The sequence below is a fragment of the Delftia sp. SD018 genome, assembly GCF_017355445.1.
GTDB classification, from domain to species: domain Bacteria; phylum Pseudomonadota; class Gammaproteobacteria; order Burkholderiales; family Burkholderiaceae_C; genus Comamonas; species Comamonas acidovorans.
This window is the reverse complement of sequence record NZ_JADDRN010000007.1, coordinates 88,007-100,043: the sequence shown is the minus strand read 5'-3', so window position 1 is coordinate 100,043 and position 12,037 is coordinate 88,007. Positions and strand designations below refer to the sequence as shown.

General features: G+C 68.0%; 13 protein-coding genes. 8 read left to right on the top strand and 5 right to left on the bottom strand.

Features of this window, described 5'->3' with window-relative positions:
* The first annotated feature begins 47 nt into the window (after positions 1 to 47).
* The 3 genes from INR38_RS09620 to INR38_RS09610 are packed head-to-tail and all read left to right on the top strand — an operon-like array spanning position 48 to position 1,797.
* The gene (locus tag INR38_RS09620) at positions 48 to 653 is read left to right on the top strand and encodes a DUF2325 domain-containing protein (protein WP_063325936.1); all 606 of its coding nucleotides are present in this window, start codon (positions 48 to 50) and stop codon (positions 651 to 653) included.
* Complete coding sequence (gene fur, locus INR38_RS09615; RefSeq protein WP_043821391.1) at positions 650 to 1,153, top strand: ferric iron uptake transcriptional regulator; 504 nt, start codon at positions 650 to 652, stop codon at positions 1,151 to 1,153. The genes INR38_RS09620 and fur overlap by 4 nt, the downstream gene beginning before the upstream one ends.
* The gene (locus INR38_RS09610) at positions 1,150 to 1,797 is read left to right on the top strand and encodes a nitroreductase (protein WP_207442824.1); all 648 of its coding nucleotides are present in this window, start codon (positions 1,150 to 1,152) and stop codon (positions 1,795 to 1,797) included. The genes fur and INR38_RS09610 overlap by 4 nt, the downstream gene beginning before the upstream one ends.
* Positions 1,798 to 1,864: 67 nt before the next feature.
* Here the strand turns inward: INR38_RS09610 and INR38_RS09605 are convergent, their stop codons facing one another.
* The 3 genes from INR38_RS09605 to INR38_RS09595 form a co-directional block, all read right to left on the bottom strand.
* Complete coding sequence (locus tag INR38_RS09605; RefSeq protein WP_207442823.1) at positions 1,865 to 2,752, bottom strand: class I SAM-dependent methyltransferase; 888 nt, start codon at positions 2,750 to 2,752, stop codon at positions 1,865 to 1,867.
* Between the two features lie 147 nt (positions 2,753 to 2,899).
* Positions 2,900 to 3,508 carry a cysteine hydrolase family protein gene (locus INR38_RS09600; protein ID WP_207442822.1) on the bottom strand — a complete coding sequence of 203 codons (609 nt, stop codon included), beginning with the start codon at positions 3,506 to 3,508 and terminating at the stop codon, positions 2,900 to 2,902.
* A 227-nt stretch (positions 3,509 to 3,735) separates the two neighbouring features.
* Complete coding sequence (locus INR38_RS09595; RefSeq protein WP_043821388.1) at positions 3,736 to 4,242, bottom strand: hypothetical protein; 507 nt, start codon at positions 4,240 to 4,242, stop codon at positions 3,736 to 3,738.
* 133 nt (positions 4,243 to 4,375) lie between these two features.
* Here INR38_RS09595 and INR38_RS09590 point away from each other — a divergent pair, with 133 nt between their 5' ends.
* The 3 genes from INR38_RS09590 (at position 4,376) to INR38_RS09580 (ending at position 6,755) form a co-directional block, all read left to right on the top strand.
* A complete protein-coding gene (locus INR38_RS09590) occupies positions 4,376 to 4,738 on the top strand; it encodes a hypothetical protein (protein WP_197943614.1) in 363 nt (120 codons plus the stop codon).
* A gap of 180 nt (positions 4,739 to 4,918) precedes the next feature.
* On the top strand, positions 4,919 to 6,256 hold the full coding sequence (locus tag INR38_RS09585) for a hemolysin family protein (RefSeq protein ID WP_207442821.1): 1,338 nt from the start codon (positions 4,919 to 4,921) through the stop codon (positions 6,254 to 6,256).
* Complete coding sequence (locus INR38_RS09580; RefSeq protein WP_097205134.1) at positions 6,243 to 6,755, top strand: hypothetical protein; 513 nt, start codon at positions 6,243 to 6,245, stop codon at positions 6,753 to 6,755. Before INR38_RS09585 ends, INR38_RS09580 begins: the two co-directional genes overlap by 14 nt.
* A gap of 120 nt (positions 6,756 to 6,875) precedes the next feature.
* Here the strand turns inward: INR38_RS09580 and azu are convergent, their stop codons facing one another.
* Positions 6,876 to 7,334 carry an azurin gene (gene azu, locus INR38_RS09575; RefSeq protein ID WP_012206029.1) on the bottom strand — a complete coding sequence of 153 codons (459 nt, stop codon included), beginning with the start codon at positions 7,332 to 7,334 and terminating at the stop codon, positions 6,876 to 6,878.
* 328 nt (positions 7,335 to 7,662) lie between these two features.
* Here azu and INR38_RS09570 point away from each other — a divergent pair, with 328 nt between their 5' ends.
* Positions 7,663 to 7,953, top strand: coding sequence for a hypothetical protein (locus INR38_RS09570; protein WP_207442820.1), 291 nt, complete (start codon positions 7,663 to 7,665; stop codon positions 7,951 to 7,953).
* 28 nt (positions 7,954 to 7,981) lie between these two features.
* Here the strand turns inward: INR38_RS09570 and INR38_RS09565 are convergent, their stop codons facing one another.
* Complete coding sequence (locus INR38_RS09565; protein WP_207442819.1) at positions 7,982 to 8,698, bottom strand: alanyl-tRNA editing protein; 717 nt, start codon at positions 8,696 to 8,698, stop codon at positions 7,982 to 7,984.
* A gap of 392 nt (positions 8,699 to 9,090) precedes the next feature.
* Here INR38_RS09565 and INR38_RS09560 point away from each other — a divergent pair, with 392 nt between their 5' ends.
* A complete protein-coding gene (locus INR38_RS09560; RefSeq protein ID WP_207442818.1) occupies positions 9,091 to 12,033 on the top strand; it encodes a DUF4132 domain-containing protein in 2,943 nt (980 codons plus the stop codon).
* Positions 12,034 to 12,037 lie beyond the last annotated feature (4 nt).

The following is a 12,037-nucleotide window of genomic DNA, read 5'->3' as shown; positions in this document are numbered from 1 at the left end:
GGCCTTCGCGCGACCACCGCGCAATGCTCAGGTTTGCCGAGGAAACCATGACCCAGACCTTGGACGACATTCAGCAACTGGCGCATGAGCACCAGGTGCTGCTGCGTGGCTACGGCCACGCCCAGTTGCGCAGCAGCGAGCTGCTGTGCCTTCAAGCCCAGGAAATAGAGAGGCTGCAAAGGCTGGTGATCCGCCAGCGCGCGGCCTTGATGGCCAAGGAAACCCAGCTGCTGTGGGCGCGCGAGGAGCGCGAGGCGCTGGAGAAGGCCATTCCCGGCCTCTCGCGCCGCGTCACATTGGCACGGCGCGTGGAGTCGCTGCTGGTGCGCGTGCAGGACCTGTTGCGCGAGCGCGCACGCTGGCAGCGCCAGACGGCCGCGCCCGTGGCGCAGCCCGCCATGCCTGCGCGGGAGCCCGAACAGGACGCCGAGGCCTTCGAGGCCAGCCTGCGCGAGGCCGATCTGGTGATCTGCCAGACCGGCTGCCTGAGCCACGGCGAGTACTGGCGCGTGCAGGACCATTGCCAGCGCACGGGCAAGACCTGCGTGCTGGTGGAGCAGCCCGATGCGCTGCGCATCGTCCGCATACACCGGGGTGCCGAAGGCGGCGACAACCCCGCCATGACACTGACACACGGAGACACCACCGCATGACACGCAGCAAGATGCCCCTGAGCCCGGGCGGCGAACCCGAACTGCGCAGCGTCGGCTTGAAGGCCACGCTGCCGCGCATGCAGGTGCTGGAAATCTTCAGGCAGAGCGCATCGCGCCACCTGCATGCTGAGGACGTGTTCCGCCTGCTGGCCGAGCGGCGCGCCGAGGTGGGCCTGGCCACCGTCTACCGCGTGCTGTCGCAGCTGGAGGCCGCAGGCCTGCTGCTGCGCCAGACCTTTGAAAGCGGCAAGGCGGTGTTCGAGCTCAATGAGGGGCCGCACCATGACCACCTGATCTGCCTGCAGTGCGGACGCGTGGATGAATTCAGCAACGACCACATCGAGGCGCTGCAGCACCAGGTGGCCCAGGCCCACGGCTACCGCCTGGCCGACCACCGCCTGGCCCTGTACGGCCATTGCGGCGCGTGCTCGCAGCTGCCACCCGAATCACCGGCACAGCCCGAGCAGGCAAGACAGCCTGCGCTGCAGGACAACGAATGAGCACCAACGACAGATCCCTGACCCCCGAGCAGCGCGCCGCGCTGGACCTGCTGATGTCGCGCCAGTCGCGCTGGCCGCTGCAGGAGCCGGCGCCCGGCCCTGGCGTGATCGACACCGTCATCGACGCGGCCTTGCGCGCCCCCGACCACGGCCAGCTGCGCCCCTGGCGCTTCGTGCTGGTGCAGGGCGATGCGCGCCACGCGCTGGGCGAAGTGTTCGTGCAGGCCGCCAAGGCGCGCGATCCCCAGGCCGACGCCGAGCGATTCCGCGCCAAGGCCCTGTCGGCCCCGCTGATCATCGCGCTGGGCGTGCACCTGCAGCCCGAGCACAAGGTGCCTGAAAGCGAGCAGCTGCTGGCCGGTGGCGCTGCCGCCATGAACATGCTCAACGCCCTGCACATCCTGGGCTTTGGCGGCTTCTGGGCCAGCGGCGCCAACAGCCACGATGCGCGCGTGCGCGAGGCCCTGGGATTCGAGGCCCATGACCGGCTCGTCGGCCTGCTGTATGTGGGCACGCCCGTCTCGGCCGGCCGCGAAGCCCTGCGGCCGCCGCGCAACCGCTTTGTGCGCGAATGGCATCCCGGGCAAGACCTGGTGCAAGGCCTGGCCCTGGCCCTGTCCTCCAGCGCGGCCGACGAAGGCTGATCCTGGTTCCCTGAAACAAGGATGCCCGGCTTGACCGGGCATCCTTCGTTGCGGCTACGCAATCGGCCTAAGCCGCCGTCTCGACCGACTTCAACTGGTAGATGGCATAGAAGTGCACGCCAAAGGTCCAGCGGAATGCCGGCCCCACCAGCGAGTAGGGCGGGCCGTAGCCTTCCATCACCTGGTGCGCGGCCACCAGCTGCAGGCGCGGATGGGCTTGCGCCAGATCGGCCTCGCGGCGCAGGCCCCAATGGAACTGGGCCCGGGTGAGCCGGACCGAGGGGTGCTGGCTTGCGCGCCCGGCGGCCAGCCAGCACATGGCGTCGAACACCAGTTCCGAACCCGGCGGGCTGCATTGCGCAAACGTGGTCCACAGCGCCTGTATCTGCTCTTTTTGCAGGTACATGGAAACGCCTTCGGCCATCATGAAGACGGCAGGCCCTGACCTGTCGGCCGGCAGTCCCAGCCGCCGCCACCAGTCGGCGTCGGCCAGGTCGAATTCGCGGATCTCCTGGCGCTCCGATTGCCAGGGCAGCAACTGCCTGCGCAGTGCGACCACCGGCCCCAGGTCCGCATCCGTCATGCGCATCTGCCCGTTGTCCAGCCATTGGAAATAGTCGCTGAGGCCGCAGCCCAGGTTCACCACATGGCCCTGCGGCTGGCGCCGGAGAAAGTCCTGCGCCAGCGCGCGAAAGCAGTGCGTGCGCGCCAGCACGCCGTAGATGCTCTGCCTGTCCTGAAGCCAGCGGCTGCCGTCGTCGCCCAGCTGGGTCAGGGTGTCCAAGGCATGGGCATCGCTGACGGCCATGCCCGGAAACAGCCGGTCGCCCAGGGCGCGGGCGGTCAGCGGAATGCGCAGCGTCTCGCTGACGTCGGACAGTTTTTCCTGCCGGGGCGTGGAGGGCGGCGCATCGGTGAAAGCCGGGCCGGCCGACGGTGCAAGAGGTTCGGGCATTGCTCGCTCCTGTGGTGCGCTGCAGGCCAGCATGCCAGGCCTGCGCACGTCATGAACCAGTTAACGGGAATCATTCATATTGGCTTGATGCAAGGCTGCCACGGCACGACCCGCGACGCTTCCAGGGCCATCATGCGCGAAGTCCGTTCAGAACCGGCAGTCTGCAGTCTGCACCAGTTGCGCAAAGGCGCCGCCCAGCGTGCGGTTGTGGTGGCCGATGATGAGCTCGGCCTGCAGCAGCGGCGAATCGGTGGTGGTATGCGCATCCGCCACCAGCACCGGGCGAAAGCCCAGGCCGGCTGCGGCACGGCAGGTGGTGTCCACGCAGAACTCGGTCTTCATGCCGGCGATGACCAGTTCGGCAATGCCGGCTTCGGCAAGCCAGGTGGCCAGGCCGGTGCCCTCGAAGCAGCTGGGCCGTGTCTTGTCGAAGACGCGGTCCCGCTGCGCATCGATGCCCAGCTGCGGCAGCAGTTGCGTGAGCGGGCTGCCGGGGGCGATCGGCGAGCCTGCAGGGCCGGTGTGGCGCGCAGCGAAGATGGGCGCGCCGGCTTCACGGGCGCGGGCGATCAGTTGTCGGGTGTTCGCCAGCACGCGGTCCTTGTCGAACGGCGCATCGCTGCCGTTGAAAAGACCTTGCTGCATGTCGATGACGAGCAGGGCACGCCGTGGGCCGTCCGGTGCGGCCGTCGAGGATGGGGAGGAAGCGGCGGACGCGACGGAAGGGGCGGATGGGGCGGAAGGGGGAATCTGCATGAAGTCTCTCCGGTGATGCCCTGGATGCACGGAGAAACGCAAAGGCCCCGTCCATCGTGGGCGGGGCCTTGGGGGATGGTGGCTGCCTTGCGGCGCTCAGGTATCCGTCCACGGTCCGCCGTTGGCGGTCGTGGTGGTGGTCGTGAGGCGGTGCGTGGCAAAAACCATCCGCGCATCCTGAGGCCGGCGATGCGGCCTGTCAACCCTTGCGTGCGCGGGCCTGGCCCTCACGACTTGTTGACCTTGTGGTCCTCGCCCTTGGCTTCTTCCATGGCCTCGGGCTCCAGTTCCTCGGCGGAGCGGTTGAGGTGGATGAAGGCGCCCCAGCCCAGCAGCAGGATACCCACGGCGCTGACCAGGGCGGCGGGGTAGAGCAGGTGGGCGGGTTCTTCCTGCGTCTTGAAGGCGGCGACCAGGGCCTCCACGGCCAGCGCGACGACCAGCACCACCAGAAAGCGCGAGAGAAAGCGGCGCACGCGCGTGGGGCCGCTGATGTGGGCCTCGCGGATGACTTCCTCTTCGGTGATGGTCTGGGCGATCTGCAGTGCAACCACGCCGGAGGCCAGGATGCCCAGCGCCTCGACGATGCGCAGGCCCGATTCGCCATCCACGCCATGCGCCATGGCGTTCCAGCCCTTCAGGCCCGCGATCCAGAGCAGGGCCACGGCGGCCAGCGAAAACAGCAGCGCGATGAGGGCGTGCAACACGGTGAAAAGGGTATGGATGGCTTTCATGGCAGAGGGCGGAGAGTGGGCCGTGGCGCATGTTTCCACGGCGCCGGCGCGCCGCTTGTAGGAAGCGGCGAACAGCGGTGGACAGGCGGCCTGCCTGTCTGCGGGTCACGGGCATGGATAGAATCCGAAGACCATGTCCAGATGGTTCATCGCGGTTTTCTCCCTGCACTTCGTCGTCAGCGTGGCTTTGTCCACGCTGGGGCTTGCGCCATGGCGCGCCCTGCCGGACGAGCCATGCGAGCCCCCCGGTGTCCACTTGCGCGCGGCCTGCGCCGGCCCGGAGTGCGCGGCGGCGCCGCGGGTGGACACGGTCTCCCTGCTCGATGACTTCGACCACGCGCTGATGGACGATCAGCAGGACCTCCCCGATGTCGTGCACGCCGTGGACGGCATGCCGGCACCCCGCCTGCAGGCCGGGCGCCACATCACCGCCAGCCTGCGCGAAGGCCCTTGGCGCAGCCTGGCCCCGCCCGATCGGCCTCCCCGGGCAGCCTGATCCCCCATTGCCGTTTTTCTGACCTGCAGTGCCCTGCGCCTGCGGTGCCTCTGCCGCTTCGGGACCCTGTCCTGAATGCCCGGCGGCCGGGCTGGCCCCTGGCTTTCCTTCTTCCCGGACCCATCGCCGCATGGGCCCTTTCTGCCGCAGCTGCGGCTCCCGGTTCCCACAACACGCATCATGGAAATTGCCATACTTTTTGCGCTGATCCTGCTCAATGGCGTCTTCGCCATGTCCGAGATCGCGCTGGTGACGGCGCGCAAGGCGCGCCTGCAAAAACTCATTGACGAGGGCGATGCCGGCGCCGCCGCCGCCGCGCAGCTGGGGGCCGACCCCACGCGCTTTCTGTCCACCATCCAGATCGGCATCACCTCCATCGGCGTGCTCAACGGCATCGTCGGCGAGGCCGCGCTGGCCGCCCCGCTGGCCGAGTGGCTGCAGCGCCTGGGCGTGCACGCGCCCTATGGCGGCTACACGGCCACGGCGCTGGTGGTGGTGCTGATCACCTATTTCTCCATCGTCGTCGGCGAGCTGGTGCCCAAGCGCATCGGCCAGACCTACCCAGAGACCTTTGCGCGCCTGATCGCACGCCCAGTCAACTGGCTGGCCCATCTGACCAAGCCCTTCGTGGTGCTGCTGTCCGTGTCCACCCATGCGCTGCTGCGCCTGCTGGGCGTCAAGGAAAACAGCGGCAGCGTCGTCACCGAGGAAGAGATCCACGCCATGCTGGCCGAAGGCACGACGGCCGGCGTCATCGAATCGCACGAGCACACCATGGTGCGCAACGTGTTCCGCCTCGATGACCGCCAGATCGGCTCGCTCATGGTGCCGCGCAGCGACGTGGTCTGCCTGGATGCCGATGCGCCGTTCGAGGACAACCTGCGCGTGATCGAGCAGTCCGACCACGCGCGCTTTCCCGTGGTGCGCGGCGGCATGGACTCCATCATCGGCGTGCTCAACGCGCGCCAGTGGCTGTCGCGCGCGCTGCAGGGCAAGGAGCAGGGCCTGACCGACCAGCCCATGCAGACCGCGCTCTATGTGCCCGAGACCATCACCGGCATGGAACTGCTGGAAAGCTTTCGCCTGTCCGACGTGCACATGGCCTTCGTGATCGACGAGTACGGCGAGGTCCAGGGCATCGTCACCCTGCAGGACCTGGTGGAAGCCATCACGGGCGAGTTCCAGCCGCGCGATCCGCGCAACTCCTGGGCGCTGCAGCGCGAGGACGGCAGCTGGCTGCTGGACGGCCACATCCCCGTACCCGAACTCAAGGACCGGCTGGAGCTGGCCACCGTGCCCGAGGAAGAGCGCGGCCGCTACCACACGCTGGCCGGCATGGTCATGCTGCTCACGGGCCGGCTGCCGCGTGTCACCGACACCGTGCAATGGGAAGGCTGGCGCTTCGAGGTGGTGGACATGGACGGCAAGGCCATCGACAAGGTGCTGGCCATGCGCGTGGACGTGTCGCTGCAGGTGCCGGGTGGTGAAGACGGCGGTGCGGCCCATGCCGCGCGCTGAACGCCGGGGCCCGCGCGGCGCATGGAAACTGCTGGCATGCGCGGCGGCCGTGGTCTTCATGGCCGCCTGCCTGGACGGCGTGCAGGGCTACCCGCAGCAGCAGGCGCCCATCATCAGCCCCTACGACATGACCCAGGAGCAGCGGCTTGCCGAAATGAACGCCATGGGCGCGGCCGGCCATGCCGACCATCGCTGGACCTACGAACTGCGCCCCGGCTGCGTGCTGCGCGTGGATCTGGACGGCCCGCAGGGCCCCAGGCCTTCGCATGACATCGCCCTGCTGGGCAGCGTGGTGGCCGTCACGGCCCAGCGCGAACGCGGCAGTTTCCGCGTGGAGCTGCAGCCCGGCGACGGCCTGCAGGCCGCGCGCTCCCTGGTGCTGGAAAGCGCCAAATGGGCCGACGCCAGCTGGACCCAGCTGCTGTTGCGCCTGATGCAAAAGGGTTGCGTGGAAATGCAGGGCCGCCCGCATGGCAGGGGGGCCGCAGGCCGGCACTGAAGAGGTATGAAGCGCGGCGGGCAGGCTGCTTGCTCCGATCTCCACAAATGAAAAGCGGCACCGAAGTGCCGCCGGTTTGAACGCGGGACGAGAGCCCCGCGCACAAGGCAGATCGCCGGCTTACTTGGCCAGCGTCAGCGTGCCCTTCATCAGCGCGGAGTGGCCGGGGAAGGAGCAAAAGTAGCTGTAGGCCTCGCCGGCCTTCAGGGCGGCGGTGGAGAAGGTGACGGAATCGCTCTCGCCGCCGCCGATCACCTTGGTATGGGCGATCACGCGGGCATCCTTTTCCTTCACGAAGTCCTTGGCCGCACCAGCGGCGATGCCGTCATTGGCCACGGGCTGCAGGTCGGCCGTCTTGCTCAGCACCCAGTTGTGGCCCATGGCCGTCTTGGGCAGCTTGCCCACGTGCTTGAGCTTGACCGTGAACTGCTTGCAGCTGGCGGGCACGCTGATGGTGGGCTTGTTGAATTGCATGGCGTCGTTGCCTTCGATCTCGACGGCGCAGTCGGCGGCCAGCACAGGCGCGGCGACGGCAGTCATTGCGAGGGCCAAGAGGACGGGCTTCCATTGCTTTGCCATTGTTTTCTCCTTGAAAAGCGGGTGAGGTGGCTGGCATCCGAGGGCCATGGACCGGCAGGCGGTCTGTCGCCATGGATGCTTTGTATGGCTGCCTCAAGCATAGACAGGATCGGGGGCGGCAGGTTGATTTGAATCAAGTCAAAAGAGTTCGAAGACTTGCGCTTGGAGCATGCGGTATGGCGTTGCGCATGCAGGGCATGCATTCGGGCTGCCGCAGGAAAACGGTTTTGCCGACCGTGGTCTTTTGGCGACGGGCAACCCCACAGCTCGCATGCCTCTACTCACGTCAGTCACATTTGGGTACGATTGCAGTAAATAGAGGGAATGTATGAGATTGCTTGTTTTCATAGGTTCAGTCATTGGCGCCATCTTTCTGCTGACGGCGTTCTTCGTCGACAGCTCCCATCAACAGGCGGCGCTGGCGGCCATGGCCTGCGCCAGCGTCCTCATTCCGTATGTGCTGTTCAGATTGCACTCGATCGCCGTCGAGCATGACCAGCTCGACCAGATCCTGCAACTGGTGCGAAAGTCCGGCAGCCAGGGCGAGGGGCTGGCCCAGGGAGGCGATGGGCCCCCTGAGGCGAGCGGGCCTGTGGCGCCCAGGTCCTGGATGTCCTGAGGCCTGGCATCAACAGGTCTGGGGGGTGTCAGGCGAACTGCACCACCACGCGCCGGTTGGTGCGGCTTTTCTTCTCGATCTTGGTGACGGCCACCGTGCCGATCTCGGCCGTGCTGCGCACATGCGTGCCGCCGCAGGGCTGGCGGTCCAGGCCAGGGATGTCGATGATGCGGATCGTGGAGGTGCCGCCCGGGGGCGCGGCGCCTGCGGTGCGCACCAGGTCGGGCTGTGCAGCCAGTTGCTCGGGCGTGATGCGGTCCACGTTCACCGCATGGCTGGCGGTGATCAGGGCGTTCAGGCGCTCCGTCAGATCGGCCTTGTCCAGCGTGGATTCAGGCAGGTCGAAATCCAGGCGTGCCGAGTCCGGCGAGATGCTGCAGCCCGTCACGGGCACAGGCACCAGCACGCCCAGCAGGTGCAGGCAGGTGTGCAGGCGCATCAGCCGGTGGCGCCTGTCCCAGTCGATCACCACCTTGACACGTTCACCCACCTGGGGCGGGGCATCGGTCTGCAGCACATGCAGGATGCGCTGCCGGTCATCGGCATAGACGGTGTCGATCAGCGCCAGGCTGCGTCCGTCGGCCAGGGTCAGCGTGCCGGTGTCGCCGGCCTGGCCGCCGCTGCGGGCATAGCAGACCGTGGCATCGAGCTCGATGCCTTCGGGGCTGACGGCCGTCACGGTGGCTTCGCAGCGGTCCAGGTAGGCGTCGTCGTCAAAGAGCTTGTGCGTCTGGGACAGGGGCATGGGGTGTCTCTGGGGTCATGTCGCGGTCCATGGTATCGGCGGCATGGCGGGGCCGGGCAGTACGCCTGGGCGAAAAGTCCCCAGTACAGTCCATGGCCCGCAGCGGTGGCAGTCGCCTGCTTGACAGCCTGTCAAGTGGCGGTGCCCGCGACCTGACAAGATCGGCGCCCGCACCGCGTGCGTGCCGGGGAACAATGGCGTGGCCGTTGCGGATGGCGCTACAGATTTTTCCAAAGCTGACGACATACGCAGGGCATGAATCTGTGAGTTTTCCGAGGGACTGTCCGGATGGATCAAGAACTTCTGCTTCCGTCCGGTGCAGGCTTCACCCCCGTCTCCATCCCGGCAGGCCCTGGTTTGCGGCTGCCCACATTGTTCATCTCCTCATCTTTATGAGCACTACCGATCTTCACGCGGCTTCCCTGAGCGATCTCTATGACCGGCTGCATGAAAGCCTCAGCGACGAGGCCTTTGCCGCCGAACTCGACGCCCGCCTGCATGACGGGCGGGCCGACGAGGCACGCACCTTCCTGCGCGGCTGCGAGGAGCGTTGTCTCAACATCCTGGGGCATCTGAGCGGCAGCGACGCACCCTGGTCGCGTGACGGCGATCGTTGGCTGGCCTTTGCGCGGCTCACCGTGCCGCGCGGCCATGTGCTATCGGGCCGCAGCGAGGTGCTGACCAATGCCCATGTGGCTGCCGAAGTGCGCGTGCTGGCCGAGCAATGGCTGGCCCACGCCCGCAGCGCCGACCTGCCTGTGTACAAGGGCATAGGCCTGGTGCTCGGCAGCCTGCTGCCCTGGCTCAGCTATCCCGGCATGCCCTATGACGAGGTGACGTCCACGCTGGACTGGGCGCTGGCGCTGCGCGAGGAGGCCGGGTTCCGCCGCAGCCATGAGTACCACGCGGCCTGGAAGCCCCTGGTCGCCCAGCTGAACGATGCCGACCTGCAGCGCTACGCCGCCGTGGGCGGCAAGCTGTTCGACGATGTGCTGGACCACTACCGCAACGAGCGCCAGCCCAGGCAGCCCAAGGGCCAGGGCTGGAAGGACTGGCTGCCTTTCTTTGCCGAGCATCCCCAGCTCTTCGACAAATCCTACATAGATGATCCCGACCTGATCGGGCAGCGCTGGGCCAGTGCCGGCGCGCCCCGGCGAGAGGAACTGGCCGCGCTGCTGCTCAGCCAATTGACCTACTCCCAGCGCGCCGAGCGTACGAGCGCATTGCAATTGCTGGACCGCCTCGTGGCCGAGGATTCCGCGCCCTTTGCCAAGCAGCTGCGCGAGAATGGCCGCTACCAGATCAGCCTGGCGCTGGCCATGCATGCCATGAAGCAGGACGATGCCGCCTTGCTGCCCCTGCTGCTGCCCGCCATGGCCCAGCGCTGCGACCGCGAGGACGAGCTGCGCCGCTACCGCAGCGTGATCCGCGAACTGGTGACCCGCCGCCCGGCCGATCTGGCCGAGGTGCCTGTCAAGGATCTGGTCAATGTGCTGCCCGTGCTCGACACCGCCAGCCTGAAGGCCGCGCTGCCTGCGCTGACCGCCATCATCACCGGCAGCAGCGCAAAGGGCCTGCGCGCCGCCATGGCCGGTCTGGCCGCCCATATTCCGCTGGCCAGCTTGGTGGATGCCGGCTGGCTGAACAAACCGCCCAAGAACCTGCTGCTGACCTGCCGCGACGTGCTGCTGGCCCACCCCGACCCCGCTGTCGGTCCCTTGCTGGCGCAGTTGCTGGCCGGCGGCAAGCTGGATGCGGCCTCGGCCAGCAGCGTGCAGCAGCGGCTGCAGCAGTTGGGCCTGACAGGGCAGGGCGCCTCGACATCGGATGAAAGCCAGGCAGATGCCGCATCGCCAGCGTCTGCCGCTGGCGGCGTGGATCTGGAAGCCCAGCTCGCCTCCATCAAGCGCCTGAGCGCGGCCATCAAGCCCTTTGATACGCCCGAGCTGCTGGCGCTGTGCGCGCCGCTGTCCGAACACGCGGCCCGCGTGCTGCTGCATGTGTCTGCCATTGCCGAAGGCGGCCTGCCGCCGCTGGCCGGCGAGCTGCTGGCGCGCATTCCGGCCGACAACCGTGCCCGCCTGGCGCTGGCCCTGGTGCAGCAATGGATTGCTTCCGAGGGCGAGCCCAAGCAGCGCTGGGCGCTCAGGCTGCTGCCCGGCCATGCCGATGACCGCGTGGTCGATGCGCTGGTGTCCGCCGTCCAGGCCTGGAACCGCCCGCGCCTGCAGCGCGCGGCCGCCGCTGTCGAACATCTGGGCGAGGTGGACAGCCTCTACGCTCTGCTGCGCGTGCAGGAGATCTCCGAGTCGCGCTCGCTCAAGGACCAGGTGCAGCGCACGGCGCGCATCGCCCTGCGTGCCGCCGCCGCGCGCCGCAAGATGAGCGTGCCCGAACTCTTCGACGAGCTGACGCCGGACTTCGGCCTGGGCCAGGGCCTGACGGTCACGGTCGGGCCGCAGAGCTACCGCGTGGAGCTGCAGGGCGATCTGAGCCTGCGCGTCATCAACGACAAGAACAAGGCCAGCAAGACCATTCCTGCGGTCAAGGACGAGGCGCTCAAGCCCGAATGGGAGGCCGCCACCGCGCAGCTCAAGACCCTGACCACCAGCCTCAAGACCGTGGTCAAGCAGCAGGCGCCGCGCATGCTGGCGGCCCTGGTCAGCGGCAAGCGCTGGCCGCTGGATCGCTGGCAGCGGCTGTTCGTGGCCCACCCGCTGCTGCGCATCGTGGGGCGCAGCCTGATCTGGCGCGCAGAGGATGCGCCGGGCCTGGCGCGCACCAGCTTCCGCCTGGCCGAGGATTTCTCGCTGGTCGATGTGGAGGATGAAACCGTGACCCTGCCTGCTGGCTGCAGCATCAGCCTCTGGCACCCGGCCACGGCCCAGCCCGGCGAGCGCGAAGCCTGGCAGGCCTACATGGCCGACTATGAGCTGGAGCCCCTGGTTGACCAGTTGGGCGCCTGCGCCGAGCAGCCCGCGCCAGGCCAGTTCAAGAACGGCATGCTGCTGCCGCCCGCGCCGATCACGCTGGCGCAGGAGCAGCTTGGCGGCCTGCTCAAGAAGTTCGGCTACCGGCCGGGACCCGTGGGCGACGGCCCCAGCATCAACGAGCATGTGTGGCGCCTGCCCGCGCTGGAGCTGAACCTGGAGCTGTCGCACGGCTATTTCCCGCCCTATCTGGACCTGGGCCTGCCCGTGGCCGTCGAAGGCCTGCGCGTGCACGACCTGAGCAAGGAATACGGGGCCAGCGCCGACCCGGCCCGGCTGCCCAAGCCGCTGCTGGCCACGCTGCAAGGCCAGTGGCTGGCCCTGGCGGCCAAGGCGGCTGCCTGAGCCT